Source organism: Tessaracoccus caeni (assembly GCF_029211185.1).
In the GTDB taxonomy this organism is placed as follows: domain Bacteria; phylum Actinomycetota; class Actinomycetes; order Propionibacteriales; family Propionibacteriaceae; genus Arachnia; species Arachnia caeni.
The window spans coordinates 22922-39004 of the sequence record NZ_JARGDO010000024.1 but is presented as its reverse complement, the minus strand read 5'-3'; the positions used below and the strand labels follow the sequence as shown (position 1 = coordinate 39004).

Sequence of the window (16083 nt, the reverse complement as noted above, 5' to 3'; positions counted from 1 at the left end):
CTTTCACTCAAGTCAACCCAATCATGGCAGCCGCCCGGTGCGCCGCAAGGGGCAGGGCCTCGACAATCTGTTCCATCGCCCGATCGTCGTGCGCGGCGGAGACGAACCAGGCCTCGAACGCGGACGGCGGGAGCAGCACCCCGGCCTCGCGCATACCGTGGAAGAAACGCGCGAAGGCTTCGGTGTCCTGCTGCTTGGCCTGCTCGTAGTCGCGCACCTCCTCGTCACGGAAGAACACCGAGAAGAGGCTGCCGGCCGCCTGGATCACATGCGGCACGCCCGCTGCGGTCAGCGCCTCGCCGATCGCGGACCGGAGTTCGCGAGAACGGACGTCGACCGCCGCGTAGACGGCGTCGTCGGCCAGCGTCAGGGTGGCGATACCGGCCGCCGTGGCCAACGGGTTCCCGGAGAGCGTTCCCGCCTGGTACACCGGACCGACGGGAGCCAGCAGCTCCATCACCTCGCGACGCCCACCCAAGGCCGCCAGCGGCATCCCGCCGCCGACCACCTTGCCGAAGGTGAAGAGATCGGGGGTGTAGCCGCCTTCCAGCCCCCACCACCCGGCAGGGCCGACGCGGAATCCGGCCAGCACCTCGTCGAGGATGAGCAGCGCTCCGTGACTCTCCGTGATCCCGCGAAGCGCGGCGTTGAAGCCAGGTGCCGGCGGCACGACGCCCATGTTGCAGGGGACAGACTCGGTGATCACGCAGGCGATCTGGTCGCCCACGTCGGCGAAGACCTGCCGGACCGCGTCGAGATCGTTGTACTCGACGACGATGGTGTCGCCCGCGGCGGCGGCCGTCACGCCGGCCGAACCGGGCAGCCCCTGGGTGGCGACCCCGGACCCAGCAGCGGCGAGCAGCGCGTCGGAATGACCGTGATAGCAGCCGGCGAACTTGACGATCTTGTCGCGGCCGGTGGCGCCTCGCGCCAGCCGGATGGCGGTCATGGTGGCCTCGGTGCCCGTCGAGACGAAGCGCACCAGCTCTGCGGCCGGCACCCGACCTCGGATCAGCTCGGCCAGCTCCACCTCGGCCTCGGTGGGCGCGCCGAAGCTCAGCCCCCGCTCAGCAGCGGACTGGACAGCGGCGATCACCTCAGGGTGCGCATGACCCAGCAACGCCGGCCCCCACGACCCCACCAGATCGACGTACTCACGCCCGTCGGAACCCATCACCCGGGCGCCCTTCGCGGAGCGGACGAAGACCGGATCCCCGCCGACGGAGCCGTAGGCCCGCACCGGAGACGAGACTCCGCCGGGAATCACCGTCCGGGCGCGGGTGATCAGTTCGTGGTTGGTCGTCACTTGGTGATCCACCCCGCTAGCTCCAATGCCCAATAGGTCAGCACGATGTCGGCGCCCGCGCGCACGATGCCGGTGACCGACTCCTCAATCGCCCGGCGGCGATCCAGCCAACCGTTGGCCGCGGCAGCCTCGATCATCGAGTACTCGCCCGAGACCTGATAGGCCGCCACCGGAACCGGCGACGACGCGGCCACGTCAGCGAGCACGTCGAGGTAGTAGCCGGCGGGCTTGACCATCACCATGTCGGCGCCCTCAGCGAGGTCCAGCTCGGCTTCGCGGAGCCCCTCGCGGCGGTTGGCCGGATCCTGCTGATAGCTGCGCCGGTCTCCCTGCAGCGACGAGGCGACGGCCTCCCGGAAGGGGCCGTAGAAGGCCGAGGCGTACTTCGCCGAGTAGGCGAGGATCGCCGTCTCCTGGTGGCCCGCGGCGTCGAGAGCATCCCGAATGGCCCGAACCTGGCCGTCCATCATGCCGGAGGGCGAGACGACGTGGGCGCCGGCTGCGGCCTGGGCCACGGCCATCGCCGCATAGCGCTCGAGCGTGGCGTCGTTGTCGACGCGGCCGGCGGCGTCCAGCACGCCGCAATGACCGTGGCTGGTGAACTCGTCCAGGCAGGTGTCCGCCATCACGACGGTCGCATCGCCCACCTCGGCACGCACGGCACGCAGTCCGCGCTGCAGGATGCCGTCGACGTCCCAACCGACTGAGCCCTCGTCGTCCTTCTCGTCGTCCTCGGGCACGCCGAACAGCATGATCCCGCCCAGACCCGCCTCTGCCACGGACGCGGCGACGCGCCGGATGCCGTCGAGATCGTGTCGACGCACGCCGGGCATCGAGCCGATCGGCACGCTGTCCTCGCCGACGAAGACGGGAAGAACGAGCTGACTCGGTCGAACCTCGGTCTCCCGCACCAGGCGGCGCATGGCCGGGGTCGTGCGCAGACGTCTCGGTCGGATCATCCCTGTTCTCCTCTCATGGCCTCCGCCACCGCGGCGACCAGCCCTTCTCCATCTTGGCTGCCGGCCACCTGGGCCACCGGCACGCCCTGCCGACGCAGTGCCTCCGCACTCGGCGCACCGAAGGCGACCACGCGGACGTCATCACGCCAACCCAGCAACTCTGCCACGGCGCGGCCGATCGAGCCGGATGTCACCGCCACCACGTCGAAATGGCCATCGGCCCAGTCCGCGGCGACCGCCTCGGGAGCGGCCTCGATCGGCTCCACCGTGTAGATGGGCACCGTATCAACCCGGTACCCCTTCGCGCGCAGGCCGTCGGCCAACACGGGCGACGACAGCGCCGACCCCGGGATCACCACGCGTCCGGATCCCCCGGGAAATGCCGCAACCAGATCGGCGGCGCTGGATCGTCCTTCCGGAATCAGGTCGACGACATAGCCAGCGGCCCGCAAAGCCTCGGCCGTCGCCTGGCCCACAGCGGCGATCCGCACGCCATCGGGGATCCGCTCGCCTCGTCGCTCCAGTTCCTCGACGGTGGCGGCAGAGGTGACGGCCACCCACTCGGCGTCGAGATCCAGCGACGCCTCCAGCGGCACCCGGCGCTGCAGCGGAACTGCCACCACCTCGGCACCCGCGCCGCGTAGCGCGTCGGCCAGGCGGCCTTCCGGCCGGGGAAGAAGTACGCGCACCCCAGCCAGCACGGCGGTACCGCCCCACAACGAGCTGTCGTCGTGCAGTTCCCTCAGGCGGGACGGGCGCGAGGCCGTCAGCTCCGTCACCTCACCCGCACCCGCAGCCAGCAGTTCCGCCACCACCGCATCACCCGCGCCCGGTGCGAGCTCGACGACGGCGCGCACTTCAGCCGTTCCGTCAGTCGCGAAGACCGCTGCCTCGAGCCGTCCGGCGGCGGCGAGCGCGGCGATCGGTGCGGCACAGCCTCCGCCGAGGCCGGCGAGGGTCGCCCGCTCCGCCTCCACCGCCAGCCGGGTCTGCGGATCGTCCAACGCGGCCAGGATCTCGATCATCGCGGGGTCGTCAGCCCGGCATTCCACCGCCAGCGCGCCTTGGCCAGGCGCCGGCAGGATGTCCAGGTGATCCGTGATCCAGTCGGCCAGGCCGAGGCGTTCCAGTCCGGCCGCGGCCAATACGACGGCGTCCAGATCTCCGGAGGAGACGCGCGCCAGCCGCGTGCCGAGGTTGCCGCGCACGTCGACGTAGGCGAGGTCGGGCCGCATCGCCCGCAGCTGGGACACCCGCCTCGGCGACCCCGTTCCCACCCGCGCACCGGCAGGCAGCTCGCGCAGCGTCAGGCCGTCGCGGGCACACAGCGCGTCCCGGTGATCGGCGCGCGCAGGAAGCGCGGCGATCACCAGCCCCGGCACCCCTGCGACGGGCAGATCCTTCAACGAGTGCACCGCGAAGTCGACATCGCCGGCGAGAAGCCGGGTGCGCAACGCAGCGGCGAAGACGCCGAGGCTGCCGAGAGCGGTCAACGAGCCGCGCTCGACGTCGCCCTCGGTCTTGACCCGGACCAACTCGACGACGTGGCCCCGAGCCCGCAGCGCGTCGGCCACCAACTCCGACTGCGTCACGGCCAGCGCCGACCCCCGCGTACCCAACCTCATGCCAGGGCCTGCCTGACCGCAGCCACGATCGGGGAGATGCCGTTGCCGTCGAGCCACGCCCCGAAGACGTGAACACCCGAAAGCCCAGCCAGTTGCTCGCCGATCCGGGCGCGCTGGGTGGGGGCGATCCGGGCCGGCATGGCCGGCCAATCCTTGGCCGCGAAGCCGTGCACGCTCGACATCGGGATCCGCTGACCGAGGAAGGTCGACACGTCCCGCAACGCCTGGTCGCGCGTCGGTATGACCTCGGTGGGATAGGACACCCGCAGCACCTGGACGCCGTCCGCCGTGGCCCAAGGCCATTTTGTGGAGTAATGCGTCATCGCCTTGGCCGCGATGTGCGGCGACGACTGCCCCATGAGGAGACCGGATCCGACGCGTCCATCGCTGACTGCCGGGTGGCGCACGGCCAGCAGGGTCTGCCGAGCCAGATGCACCGACGGCGGGTTCACGTGGACGCCGAGCTGCCCGAGCAACGACACCGCGGGCACCGCCTCGGTGGCGATCACGACGCGGTCGACGCGCAGCTCCACGTCTCCGGCGGTGACGACGAACTCCACGCCCAGGTGACGAATCGTCGAGATCGGAGTGATGGTGCGGATGTGGCCGCCTCGGGCACGCACGTCGGCCTCGAGGGCGTCGATCAACCGGAACATGCCGCCAACAGGCTGCTCCACCGCAGCCGTCCCGGGGCGTCGCAGCCTCGCCACGGCGCCCAGCAGGCTCCCTTGCGAGAGGACCGCCTCCTTGAGTCCGGGCGCGAACTGCGCGAGCGCCATGGAGGACGGGTCGGACGCGTAGACGCCCCGGGCGACGGGGCCCACGAGCTTGTCGACGGCGGCCCGGCCCATCCGAGCCTCCACAAGGTCGGCGACGCTGACCGCGTCCGCACCGACCCGAGGATCCATCTCCAGGTCTCGACGCGCCTCGGCGAGCTCGTCGCTGGTCAGGCCTTTGAGCGCGGGGTCGTCCAGTCCCGCGGGGATACCGAGCACCCCTTCGGCCATCGAGACGATGCCCTCCGGCCACCAGATGTGAGGGCTGCCGGCAGGGGCAGCGGTCTCGAGCCCCAGCTCCGCGCACAGCTCGCGCGCCGCCGGGATGCGGGTGGCGAAGGCCTCGGCGCCGGAGTCGACCGTGATGCCTCCGACGTTGGAGCGAGCGATCATCCCACCGAGGTGCGGTGAGGCCTCGCACAGCGTCACGCGATACCCCTGTCGCAGCAGCTCACGCGCAGCGACGAGGCCGGCCAGACCTCCGCCGATGACGACCGCGTTCACAGCTCGTGGACGAGGGCCACGAGATCGGTGAGCACCCCCGGATCGGTGGTCGGGGGCACCCCATGGCCGAGATTGACGATGTGCGCCGGGGCGGCGCGGCCTCGTCGCACCACGTCGCGCACGTGTGCCTCCAGGGGGGTCCATCCCGCGGCGAGCATCGCCGGATCGATGTTGCCCTGCAGCGGCTTACCGGGAACGAGCCGTGCGGCCTCGTCGAGCGGGGTGCGATAGTCGACGCCCAGCGCCTCCACCCCGCACCGTGCCATGTCGGCCAGCAGATGACCGGTGCCGACCCCGAAGTGCAGCCGAGGAACCCGACCCTCGACGGCGGCCAGCGCCACAGCCGAGTAGGGCGCCACGTGATCGACGTAGTCGGTGCGCGACAGCGATCCGGCCCAGGAGTCGAAGAGCTGCACCGCTCGGGCGCCGGCGTCGACCTGCGCCGTCAAGAACTCGGCGGAGATCGACGCACACCACGCCAGCAGCTTGTCCCACGCGGGCGGATCAGAGTGCATCAGCGTGCGGGCCGCCAGATGGTCGCGCGAGCCGCGTCCCTCGACGAGGTAGGCGGCGAGCGTGAAGGGGGCCCCTGCGAACCCGATCAGCGGCGTCGCATCCCCTAACTCGGCGACGGTCAGCCTCACGGCTTCGGTGATGGGCGACAGGTCGACGATCCGATGTTCGGTGAGCGCCGCCACGTCCGCAGCGCTGCGCACGGGGTTGGCGATGACCGGTCCGATGCCGGAGACGATGTCGAGGTCGACGCCGGCCAACTTCAGCGGCGTCATGATGTCGGAGAAGAAGATGGCGGCATCGACGCCGTGCCTGCGCACCGGCTGGAGCGTGATCTCGGCGGCCATCTCGGGGATCAGGCACGCGTCGAGAATGCCCGTCTCTCCCCTGGCCTGGCGGTACTCCGGGAGCGAGCGCCCGGCCTGCCGCATGAACCACACCGGCAGCCGATCACTCCGCTCGCCACTCAGTGCAGACAACAACGGAGGAACAGGTGCGACATTCACCCCATAGATTCTGCCCTATTCCCGGGATGGTGGTTGAATAGGCCCCACTGTGACTTTCTCGGTTTTTTCCATCCAGCACGACCGGCATGGGCTGCCGGAGGTCGAACGAGCCAGCATTGCCCTCGTGGACGCGCAGGCGTGGCTCAGTTCCGCCCCCCAAGTGCGCGGCGCCGTCGTGCTGCGCACCTGCAACCGCGTCGAGGTGATGTTCGACAGCGATCGACCCCACAACGAGCTGCGATCCCTTGTCAACCAGCATTTCGACGTGCCGCCGATGTGGCAGACGTTCCTCGGTGAGAAGGCACTGGTCCATCTGTTCCGGGTCGCGTCGGGCCTCGACTCGATGGTCATCGGCGAACGCGAGATCGCAGGTCAGTTGAAGCGCGCGCTGCAGGACGCCAAGGCCGGAGGTCACACGTCGCTCCTGCTCACCATCGTCATCGAAGAAGCCCTGCGCACGTCGCGCAAGGTCGCCAATCACACCGGACTCGAAGCCGCCGGCCGTTCCGTGGTGAGCGTCGGGCTCGACCGGCTGCATATCGACGACTGGGAAAGCGAACGCGTTCTGCTCGTCGGAACCGGATCCTATGCCGGCGCGGTGATCGCGGCACTCCGAGCCCGAGGCGTACGGCACATCACCGTGCACTCGTCGAGCGGCCGCGGAGCCGAGTTCGCCGAGACCCATGAGCTGAGCCACGCCGAGTGCTTCCACGGCGCCCTCGCCGGTGCCACCCTCGTCGTCACCTGCCGCGGCCACGGAGGCTTCGCGGTGACTCGCCAAGCCGTCGCTGCGCTCGGACGCGACCTGCGTCTGCTGGATCTCTCTCTTATCCGCGACGTCGACCCCGCGGTGGCCGAACTCCCCGGCGTGACGCTCGTCGATCTTTCCGCCGTGCAGGACGCCGTGCAGCCCGAATGGGCCGCCGATACCGCCAGCGCCGAGCTCCTCGTCGAGGCGGGCGTGGCGGAGGCGCTCACCAAGCTGCGCTCCCGCGTCGTCGATCCTGCGGTCGTGAGCCTGCGCGAGACGGTGATGGCCTTGGTGGAGGACGAGGTCCAGCGCCTTCCCAGCCGCGACCTCACCCACGACGACGCCACCCGCGCGCTCCGCCGCCTCGCCACCCGGCTCCTGCACGTCCCGTCGTCGCGCGCGCGGCTCGCCGCCGAGGAGGGTCGCACCGAGGCCTACCTCGAGGCGATGGCGGAGTTGTACGGCATCGCGGTGCCGCATCCGCGCAAGCCGCTCGAGAAGTGCGAATGCCCCGTCACCGGGCTTCGCGTCAGCGACCTCGCGATCCATCCGCAGGTCCATGAGGAGGCCGTGTGAGCCTCGCTCCCTACACCGCCGTGATGTTCGCGTCCTACGGCGGCCCCGATCAGCCTGCCGACGTGCTGCCGTTCATGCGCAATGCCACCGCCGGCCGGGGCATCCCCGACGAGCGGCTGATGGAGGTCTCACAGCACTACATGCTCTTCGGCGGGCGCTCCCCCATCAACGAGTTGAACGCCGCCTTGATGGCCGCCGTCCGCGACGAACTCGCACGCCGAGGCGTCGAGGCGCCAATCGTGATCGGCAACCGCAACTGGCATCCGTTCTTCACCGAGACCGTCCAGCAGCTCATCGACGACGGGCACACCCGCGTGCTGGCGCTGCCCACCTCCGCGTATCGCTCCTACTCCAGTTGCCGTCAGTACGACGAGGATCTGGCCAAGGCTGAGGAAGAGGCCGGCGGCGCGATCCGCTTCGACAAGCTCGGCCCCTTCGCCGAGACGGAGGCCTTCGTCGCCGCGCAGACGCGGGTCACCGTCGACGGCGTGCGGAAGCTGCGCGAGCAGATCGGCTCGGCGCCCGTGAAGGTGCTTTTCGTCACCCACTCGATCCCCACCGCCATGAATGCCTGCTCGGGTCCGGGCGATCCGGAGCTGCGCTACGACGCGATGACGATGCGCATCGCCGGCCGCGTCGTCGACCTGGCCGAGGCTGAGCTGGGCGAGCACCTCGATTGGGAACTCACCTACTGTTCTCGGTCCGGCGCGCCGCACATCCCGTGGCTCGAGCCCGACGTGAACGACCGGATGGAAGAGCTGCCCGCGGGTCTTGGCGTCGTCGCGGTGCCGATCGGCTTCATCTCCGACCACATGGAGGTTGCCTACGACCTGGACACCCAGGCCAAGGAGACCGCCGCCGAACACGGCCTGCCCTATCTGCGCGCCGCGACCGTGGGCACCGACCCCGGATTCATCGCCATGCTGGCCGACAAGCTGCTGGAGATGGCCGCCGTCGCACGCGGGGAGCTCGATCACCCAGAGTTCAGCTGCACCGCGACAGGACACTGCCTGCCCCGCCCCTCCCACTAACCGAAGAAGGACTGAGACATGGTCAAGCATCCCGGTCGCGACGAACGCGACCAGCAGGACGTCGATCTGGAGGCTATCAACGCGCAGCCGCTGTACGCGATGTACTCGGTGTTCGCCACCCCGACGCTGCTCGACGCCACCCTGGACGCCACGTCGATCGAACAGCGCGTCGTCGATGCCGGTGTCACGGTACGCGGCTGGTACGACGTCGGCGGTTTCCGCGCCGACGCCGACCTGATGGTCTGGACCCTGGCCAACGACCCCGCCACCCTGCAGGCCGGCTACCACGCCTTCCGCAAGACCGAGCTGGGTATCACGCTGGATCCCGTGTGGTCGGTGATGGGCGTGCATCGTCCCGCCGAGTTCAACCGCACCCACGTGCCCAGCTGCTTCGCCGGCTTCGCGCCGCGCCCCTGGCTGACCGTCTACCCGTTCGTACGCAGCTACGACTGGTATTACCTGGACAACGACCACCGCTCCAAGATGCTCTACGAGCATGGCATGGCCGGCCGCGAATACCCCGATGTGATCGCCTCGACGCTGTCCTCCTTCGCCCTCGGCGACTACGAGTGGATCCTGGCCTTCGAAGCCGACGAGCTGCACCGTCTCACCGACGCGATGCGCCACCAGCGCGGCGTCGAGGCTCGCCTCCACGTCCGCGAGGAGACCCCGTTCTTCACCGGCCCCCGCGTCGAGCTGTCCGAATGGATCTCGCGCCAGCCCACCTTCTCCTGACCCTCCGGGGTTCGGCTTAACCGCTTGCTAAACCACCGACTTCGGTGGTTTAGCAAGCGGTTAGCGCTTCCCTTACTTTTCCCTCTTTTTCCGACGTCCTACCCGAAGGTAAGCTGGAGCGGCAAGAGGAGGAGCTGCTCATGTCCACCACCACGATGACCTCGAAAGGGCAGGTCACGGTACCCAAGGAGATCCGAGAACTCCTGGGGCTCAAAACCGGAGACAAGATCGCCTTCGTACCACTCGGCGGACGTCGGGCGGCGATCGTTCCCCGGAACCGAAGCGTCGAAGACCTCTTCGGGATCTTCCACGACCCCGACGCACCCACGATGACCATCGAGGACATGAACGAGAGCATCGCGGAAGGTGCTGCCGCGAGCGGCATGGGTGGGTTCTCGTGACGCCGGTCCTTCCTTCTCGTGACGGATTGATCGGCCTCGACACCAATGTCATCCTGCGGGTCATGCTCGACGACGACGCTGAACAAGCGGAGATCGCTCGTCGGGTGTTTCGAGACCTATCCCCGCAACGACTGGGATTCATCACATCGGTGACCTTGGCAGAGGTCTACTGGACCCTTTCACGAGGGAAGGGGCTCCCGAAAGCCGCCTGCCTCGCAGCAATCCGGCTGCTTGTGGAGATCGAGGTGCTGGAGTTCGATGATGGAGAAGGCGCAGTACGAGCACTGGAGCTTGCGGAGGCCGGAGCCGATTTCGCAGACGCCCTCATCCACGGCACCTACGAGCAGTTCAGCATCGATGAAGTCGTCACCTTCGACCGCAAGGCCGCCCGATACCTCGGTTGGAACCTGCTGACCTGAGGATCGAGCCAAGCGCAGCACCACTCGCGCTCCCGACTAGAGATCCTCACGGTCACTCCCCATGGCTGTCAGCTGAGCGATCTTGAGATCAAGTGGTGCGAGAACCTCATCTGTCGTCTCGTCAAGATCGAACCAGCCCAGGTTCACTAACTCATCCGACGCCGATGTCGCGGGTAGCTCCACCAGTTCCACCGCGTAGATCGCCGCATGCTCCGTCCGCTCCGGGTTCACGAGTGCGAAGGTCGCCAGGCCGATCCAGGTGAGGTCGTCCGCGCTGAGTGCTACTCCGGTCTCCTCACGCAGCTCGCGACTTGCTGCCGCGCGTGGCGTCTCGCCGGCCTCGATCATCCCGCCCGGCAACTCCCATTCATGACGCCAGGCATTCAGGCCGAACAGCGTCTTGCCTTGGGACGACACCACGACGAGCGACAACGGACAGACGACCCCGTCGATCACGGATTCTGTCGGCTCATCGACAGGATGCAGTTCCGTCAGACGCTGCCCCCAGACGTCGATGGCGAGCGGGCTACCCGCCGACTGGGCTTTGCGAGCGCTCGCTATTGCGGATTGGACGCGCTCGACGGCCTGATCGATCGCGAGGATGTCGGTGTCGATCACCACGTCCGCATCGAACCTGCCCAACTCGTCAGCCCACGCGCCGTAGACGCGGCTGAGGAAATCGTGCTGACGTGAGATACCTCGCGTCGGGTCTGCTTGGGCACGGGAGAACGCGACCTCGAACGAGGCGGTCGTGACGACAGTGACCGTCACCGATCCCGGAGGGGCCTGTCGCAGCAACCGCGATACTTCCTCTGCGTCGCCCGACCCCTCGGCGATGACGCAGGTCAACTCGGACCGCGCCCATAGCCCGGTCACCGACTCGAAGATCTGGTGCGCGGTGTCCCAGCCGGGAAGGGTGGGAAGGGCCATCGCCGCGATCTGATCCAGCTCCACCAGCGCCACGCGTTCGCCCTGCCGACGCAGTTCGGCGCTGAGGGCCGTCGCCAGCGTGCTCTTACCTGACGCCTGCGGTCCGGCGATCACCACGAGCGCCAGCGGCGCCATTTCTGCTGATTCCATCGAGCTAAGTCTGCCCGAGGAGGAGTCCCCGCGCAGGAACGCGACCTTTCGAGCTCTCCAGGGCCTCCGTCCCGGCATGGATGCCCTGGAGAGCTCGAAAAGAGCCCCTACCTTGTGTGGTTTCCTTCGGCTACGTATATGGCGCGATCTGTACCTATTGCACAGATCACGCCATATACGTAGCCGAAGGAAACAGCCGTGACACGACGAGCCCACCACCGGTCCCGACCACGAGTCCCCAGACGCCGACACGCTCTCCTCGAGGCTGCGGCTTCGGGGCTGATTCGTCGCCAAGCGTCTCCGTACCCCAGAGCGTGGCCACGCAGCTATTCGTGGCGGAAGAAGATATTGGCGAGCACCCGGGCGCCCAAGGTAAAGGCGAGGAACAGCAGGGTCACACCGATGAAGGGCCACAGCGGCACGTTGGTCATGAACTGCGGGCCGCCCTCCCTCGTGAGCAGGAACAGGCCGCCGAATCCGAGTGCGCAGCCAAGCACGGCGAGCGTGAACTGATCGCCGACGCCGGAGACATAGCGCCGATCGGCGGGCTGACGCAGGGGGCTCACGTTCATGGAGAAGCTGCCCTCTTCGAGCTGCTCGGTGATCCGCGCCAGCCGACGCGGAAGCCGTGACAGGAGGGGCAGCACTGTGACGAGTTGATGCTCGATCTGGGTCTTCACCGCATCACGGCCGAACATGTGCTGGGCCAGCTCGCTCCCCTGGGCTCGCGCCAGCGCGACCATGTCGACGTTCGGATCGAGCAGCCGGAGCGTCCCGTCGAGCGTGGCGAGGGTGCGGAACACAGCTGCCAGCTGCGGGGGCACCCGGAAGCCGTGGCCGACGATCAGCTCGACCATTTCAGCGAACATCGACGCTGCCCCAGCCGCCGGCAGCCCTCCGCCGTATTGCAGCAGCAAGCCCCCGATCTCTCGTTCGAGGGCGCGGTCGTCGAGCTCGGCCGGGCGTTCCATCACGTTCAGCAACGCATCGGTGGCGGCGATCGCGTCCTGCCGGTCGACGGCGTAGAGCAGCAGGACCAGCGACGTGCGCGTCGACCGGTCGAGCCGGCCCACCGAGCCGAAGTCGAGCAGAGCCAGGTCACCGTCGGTGGTGTAGATCACGTTGCCGGGATGCAGATCGGCGTGGAAGATCCCGGTCACGAAGATCTGCCGCATCACGCCATTGGCCAGGCAGCTCGCGAGGCCCGCCCGCTGTTCGGCGGTGAGGGTCGCAAGCTCGTCGGACGCAGATGACAAGGGCTTGCCCTGGATCCGCGTCATGACAAGAACCCGCTCGGAGCAGAGTTCCTGGATCGGCGTCGGAACGATCAGGTCGCTGCTTATAGCCTGGCCCCGTGGAAGGTCGCCGTAGCGAGCGGCACCAGATGGGTTCAATGGCGAGTCCTGGGCGCGAGGGCATACCGGGTCGTCTGCTGAGCGTTCAGGGCGAAGCGAGTGGGCCCAGGTGGGGTCGCGTAGTAGGCGAGATTCCGCGGGGCCAGGCTTACCCACCGCGAGCATGTTGCGCATCTCGACGGTGTAGTCGAGTTCCTCATGCAGCGACGCGGCGAACCCCTCAGCCAAGGCGGTCGCCCCGAGATCCTTGCCCCAGGACGTCCTGGCCTCCAGACGCTCGGCCAGCCGGCGCAGGATGTCGAGATCCGCCGTCACCTGGGCTCGCGCCTTGGGCCGCTGCACCTTGACGACCACCTCGCGTCCATCAGCCAGCCGAGCCGCATGAATCTGCGCCACCGAGGCAGCCGCCATCGGTTGCTCAGACAACTCGGAGAACACCTCGCGCACGGGCGCGTCGAAGGCATCCTCGACGACGGAGCCCACCGCGCTCCACGGCTCGGGATCCACAGAGCTGTGCAGCATCGACAACTCGCGGATGAACGGCGCCGGCAGCAGGTCGGCCCGGGTGGCCAGCATCTGTCCGAACTTCACGAAGGTCACCCCGGCGTCGCTGAGCGCGTAGCGCAGCGACCGCGCCACCCGCGTGGTCTCCCGGTCGGACGGCGGCGCGGGGCTGAGGTACATCGTCAGGCCGCGCTTCAACAGGATCCGCCAGATCGCGGCGTAGCGTCGCGTTCGGCGCCAGGCCGCCGGTATCCCGCGGATGACACTCAGCGGGCTGGGCATGCTCCTCGTCGGAACGAGCGCCTCCAGCACCGTCAGGATGATCAACTCGACGGCGACGATGCTGCCCATCAGCACCACGATGAGCAACAGCACCCCGGGCAACGACGAGTCGATGTTGGGGTCGATGAGGTAAATCAGCTCGTCCATCGCGTAGGACGTGAGCGGGATGATCATCGCGCTGATGATCGCCAACCGGATCCACCCGACCGGCACGCCGAGCAGGCGCCGCGAAACCCACGCCAGGATCAGGACATTGATGACGAATCCGACGAACTCCATATGCCCTCCCGGCTGAGGCTGTTGAGCTTAGGCTAAGCCTCCGGCTCGGGATCCTCGATCGAAAGAGGCAACTGGGGGCAGTCCTTCCAGAGCCGTTCCAGGTTGTAGAGGCTGCGCTCCTCGTCGTGCTGGACGTGCACCACGAAGTCGAGGTAGTCGAGCAGCACCCAACGGTTCTCTCGATCGCCTTCGCGACGAACGGGCTTGCGCTTGATCTTCAGCAGGGCCTCTTCGACCCCGTCGACGATAGCTCCCACCTGGCGCTCGTTGCCGGCGCTCGCGATGAGGAACACGTCGGTGATGGCGAGCTGCTCGGAGACGTCGAAGGCGACGATCTGCTGGCCCTTCTTGTCGGAGGCGGCCTGAGCGGCCACCTCGACGTCGCGCATCACTTCGTCAGTGGTTGCCACTGTCATTTACCTTCTTCCGCAGGGTAGAGCCCCCGCTTGGCGATGTATTGCACGATGCCGTCGGGCACCAGATACCAGATGGGTTGATGTGCCTGCACCCGGGCGCGGCAGTCGGTGGACGAGATGGCCAGGGCCGGCACCTCGAGCAGCTCCACACGATCCTTCGGCAGATGGGCCAGATCGGCGCTGGTCATCGGCACGCCGGGGCGGGTCACACCGACGAAGGTGGCCAGGTCGAACAGCTGATCGGCACCGTGCCAGGTCAGGATCTGGCGCACCGCGTCGGCGCCGGTGATGAAGAACAGTTCGACGTCGTCGCCGCGCTCGGCTCGCAGATCCTTGAGGGTGTCGACGGTGTAGGTGTTACCGGCCCGCTCGATGTCGACTCGCGAGACCGAGAACCGAGGATTCGAGGCCGTCGCGATCACCGTCATCAGGTAACGGTCTTCCGCAGACGAGACGCTCCGATGCGACTTCTGCCACGGAACACCCGTCGGCACGAACACCACCTCATCGAGACGGAACTTCGCGGCCACCTCGGAGGCCGCCACGAGGTGGCCGTGGTGGATGGGGTCGAACGTGCCGCCCATCACGCCGAGGCGATAGGGCCGCTCCAGCCCCCTGCGGGCCGCAGCGAGTGCTGTGGACGTCACTTGGAGTGCGGCCGCCCCGAGCCCATGCCGATCACCCAGATCAGCGGGATCAACAGCAGCGCCAAGGCGATGACGCCCATGTACATGGGGTTCAGGCCCTCGGAGGCCTCAAGCAGAGTTACCAGCATGCGCGGGATACTACCAAAGCTCGGTGCGCTCAGGCGCTACTGACGCACCTGCCCGTCGCCTTCGACCACGTACTTCGACGAGGTCATCTCCGCCAAGCCCATCGGCCCGCGGGCGTGCAGCTTCTGAGTCGAGATGCCGATCTCGGCTCCGAAGCCGAACTCTCCCCCGTCGACGAAGCGGCTGGAGGCGTTGACCAGCACCGCCGCCGCATCCACCTCGGTGACGAACCGCTCGGAGGAACGCTTGTTGCCGGTGACGATCGTCTCGGAGTGGCCGGTGGTGTGCTGGCGGATGTGGGCGATGGCCTCGTCCAGATCCTCGACGACCTTCGCAGCCAGATCGAGGGACAGGTATTCGGCGTCGTACTCCCCCTCGCGGGCGGGGACGATCGTCTCCGAGTAGCCCTGGATGGACTGGTCGCCGTGCACAGTGACGCCGGCTTCCTGCAGCACCGTCAGCGCCTTGGGGAGGAACACGGGGGCGATGTCGCGATGCACGAGCAGCGTCTCCAGCGCGTTGCAGACGCTGGGCCGCTGGGTCTTGGCGTTGATCATGATGTCGAGCGCCTGCTCGATGTCGGCATCGGCGTCGACGAACAGGTGGCAGTTTCCGGTGCCCGTCTCGATCACCGGCACCGTCGAGCCGTCGACGACGGCCTGGATCAGACCGGCGCCGCCGCGCGGGATGAGCACGTCGACCAGACCGCGAGCGGTCATCATCTCGGAGGTCACCTCGCGGCCGCCCTCCACCAGGTTCACGGCATCCGGGTTGACGCCCACCGACTCCAGCCCGGCCCGCAACGCCTTCACCGTGACGCGATTGGAGTTGATGGCGCTGCTGGAGCCACGTAGCAGCGACGCGTTTCCGGACTTCAGCGCGATGCCGGCCGCGTCGGCCGTCACGTTGGGGCGCGCCTCGTAGATGATGCCGACCACGCCGAACGGCACCCGCACCTGACGCACGGAGACGCCGTTGGGCAGCTTCCAGCCCCGCAGCACGTCGCCGACGGGGTCGGGCAGGGCGGCGAGATCGCGCAGGCCCTGAACCATTCCGGCCACTCGTGACGAATCCAGCCTCAAGCGATCCAGGATCGACTCCGGGGTACCACCGGAACGAGCGGTGTCGACGTCGACCTGGTTGGCCGCCAGCAACTCAGCCTCGGCCTCGGCGAGATGATCCGCCATCGCGTGCAGGGCTCGGTCTTTGGCCCCTCGGTTCAACGACACCAGCTCGGTGCTGGCCTGGCGGGCGCGTGCTGCCTGGGTCTGAAAATCCATGCCGCTCACCCT

General features: G+C 68.2%; 16 protein-coding genes. 5 read left to right on the top strand and 11 right to left on the bottom strand.

The genetic code is table 11. The annotated features are described in order from the left end of the window. Positions 1-7 precede the first annotated feature (7 nt). The 5 genes from hemL to hemE are packed head-to-tail and all read right to left on the bottom strand — an operon-like array spanning position 8 to position 6189. Positions 8-1306: a glutamate-1-semialdehyde 2,1-aminomutase gene (gene hemL / locus P0D62_RS16975; protein ID WP_275703731.1), complete on the bottom strand. Its 1299-nt coding sequence runs from the start codon at positions 1304-1306 to the stop codon at positions 8-10. Then, positions 1303-2265: a porphobilinogen synthase gene (hemB, locus tag P0D62_RS16970; protein WP_275703730.1), complete on the bottom strand. Its 963-nt coding sequence runs from the start codon at positions 2263-2265 to the stop codon at positions 1303-1305. Before hemB ends, hemL begins: the two co-directional genes overlap by 4 nt. Next, positions 2262-3890, bottom strand: a complete 1629-nt coding sequence (gene hemC / locus P0D62_RS19270) for a hydroxymethylbilane synthase (RefSeq protein WP_455153260.1) — start codon at positions 3888-3890, stop codon at positions 2262-2264. The genes hemB and hemC overlap by 4 nt, the downstream gene beginning before the upstream one ends. Beyond that, a complete protein-coding gene (locus P0D62_RS16955) occupies positions 3887-5170 on the bottom strand; it encodes a protoporphyrinogen/coproporphyrinogen oxidase (RefSeq protein ID WP_275703729.1) in 1284 nt (427 codons plus the stop codon). Before P0D62_RS16955 ends, hemC begins: the two co-directional genes overlap by 4 nt. After that, positions 5167-6189, bottom strand: coding sequence for a uroporphyrinogen decarboxylase (gene hemE, locus P0D62_RS16950; protein ID WP_275703728.1), 1023 nt, complete (start codon positions 6187-6189; stop codon positions 5167-5169). The genes P0D62_RS16955 and hemE overlap by 4 nt, the downstream gene beginning before the upstream one ends. Positions 6190-6238: 49 nt before the next feature. On the opposite strand from hemE, the gene P0D62_RS16945 reads away from it, so the two are divergent. The 5 genes from P0D62_RS16945 (at position 6239) to P0D62_RS16925 (ending at position 10102) form a co-directional block, all read left to right on the top strand. Next, positions 6239-7516 carry a glutamyl-tRNA reductase gene (locus tag P0D62_RS16945; RefSeq protein WP_275703727.1) on the top strand — a complete coding sequence of 426 codons (1278 nt, stop codon included), beginning with the start codon at positions 6239-6241 and terminating at the stop codon, positions 7514-7516. Continuing rightward, complete coding sequence (locus P0D62_RS16940; protein WP_275703726.1) at positions 7513-8547, top strand: ferrochelatase; 1035 nt, start codon at positions 7513-7515, stop codon at positions 8545-8547. Before P0D62_RS16945 ends, P0D62_RS16940 begins: the two co-directional genes overlap by 4 nt. An 18-nt stretch (positions 8548-8565) precedes the next feature. Next, entirely contained in the window at positions 8566-9282 is a 717-nt protein-coding gene (hemQ, locus tag P0D62_RS16935) for a hydrogen peroxide-dependent heme synthase (RefSeq protein ID WP_275703725.1), read from the top strand. A gap of 140 nt (positions 9283-9422) precedes the next feature. Further along, positions 9423-9683 (top strand): AbrB/MazE/SpoVT family DNA-binding domain-containing protein, encoded by a 261-nt coding sequence (locus P0D62_RS16930; protein WP_275703724.1) that lies wholly within the window; start codon positions 9423-9425, stop codon positions 9681-9683. Continuing rightward, positions 9680-10102, top strand: a complete 423-nt coding sequence (locus P0D62_RS16925) for a PIN domain-containing protein (RefSeq protein WP_275703723.1) — start codon at positions 9680-9682, stop codon at positions 10100-10102. Before P0D62_RS16930 ends, P0D62_RS16925 begins: the two co-directional genes overlap by 4 nt. Positions 10103-10138: 36 nt before the next feature. Here the strand turns inward: P0D62_RS16925 and P0D62_RS16920 are convergent, their stop codons facing one another. The 6 genes from P0D62_RS16920 to P0D62_RS16895 all read right to left on the bottom strand — a co-directional run bounded on the left by P0D62_RS16920 (position 10139) and on the right by P0D62_RS16895 (position 16071). Continuing rightward, positions 10139-11182, bottom strand: coding sequence for an NUDIX domain-containing protein (locus P0D62_RS16920; protein WP_275703722.1), 1044 nt, complete (start codon positions 11180-11182; stop codon positions 10139-10141). A 326-nt stretch (positions 11183-11508) separates the two neighbouring features. Continuing rightward, positions 11509-13602 (bottom strand): ABC1 kinase family protein, encoded by a 2094-nt coding sequence (locus P0D62_RS16915; protein WP_275703721.1) that lies wholly within the window; start codon positions 13600-13602, stop codon positions 11509-11511. Between the two features lie 32 nt (positions 13603-13634). Next, positions 13635-14012 (bottom strand): ribosome silencing factor, encoded by a 378-nt coding sequence (gene rsfS / locus P0D62_RS16910; RefSeq protein ID WP_406708272.1) that lies wholly within the window; start codon positions 14010-14012, stop codon positions 13635-13637. Between the two features lie 2 nt (positions 14013-14014). Further along, complete coding sequence (nadD, locus tag P0D62_RS16905; protein ID WP_275703720.1) at positions 14015-14665, bottom strand: nicotinate-nucleotide adenylyltransferase; 651 nt, start codon at positions 14663-14665, stop codon at positions 14015-14017. Continuing rightward, positions 14662-14793, bottom strand: coding sequence for a hypothetical protein (locus tag P0D62_RS16900; protein ID WP_275703719.1), 132 nt, complete (start codon positions 14791-14793; stop codon positions 14662-14664). Before P0D62_RS16900 ends, nadD begins: the two co-directional genes overlap by 4 nt. Before the next feature lie 36 nt (positions 14794-14829). Beyond that, entirely contained in the window at positions 14830-16071 is a 1242-nt protein-coding gene (locus tag P0D62_RS16895; RefSeq protein WP_275703718.1) for a glutamate-5-semialdehyde dehydrogenase, read from the bottom strand. Between the last annotated feature and the right edge of the window lie 12 nt (positions 16072-16083).

What these genes read in the sequence shown, in the direction of transcription:
- P0D62_RS16900 (WP_275703719.1), bottom strand. Translation starts at nt 14,793, where the DNA reads ATGCTGGTAACTCTGCTTGAGGCCTCCGAGGGCCTGAACCCCATGTAC.
- hemB (WP_275703730.1), bottom strand. Translation starts at nt 2,265, where the DNA reads ATGATCCGACCGAGACGTCTGCGCACGACCCCGGCCATGCGCCGCCTG.
- P0D62_RS16915 (WP_275703721.1), bottom strand. Translation starts at nt 13,602, where the DNA reads ATGGAGTTCGTCGGATTCGTCATCAATGTCCTGATCCTGGCGTGGGTT.
- hemC (WP_455153260.1), bottom strand. Translation starts at nt 3,890, where the DNA reads ATGAGGTTGGGTACGCGGGGGTCGGCGCTGGCCGTGACGCAGTCGGAG.
- P0D62_RS16920 (WP_275703722.1), bottom strand. Translation starts at nt 11,182, where the DNA reads ATGGAATCAGCAGAAATGGCGCCGCTGGCGCTCGTGGTGATCGCCGGA.
- P0D62_RS16930 (WP_275703724.1), top strand. Translation starts at nt 9,423, where the DNA reads ATGTCCACCACCACGATGACCTCGAAAGGGCAGGTCACGGTACCCAAG.
- hemQ (WP_275703725.1), top strand. Translation starts at nt 8,566, where the DNA reads ATGGTCAAGCATCCCGGTCGCGACGAACGCGACCAGCAGGACGTCGAT.
- P0D62_RS16895 (WP_275703718.1), bottom strand. Translation starts at nt 16,071, where the DNA reads ATGGATTTTCAGACCCAGGCAGCACGCGCCCGCCAGGCCAGCACCGAG.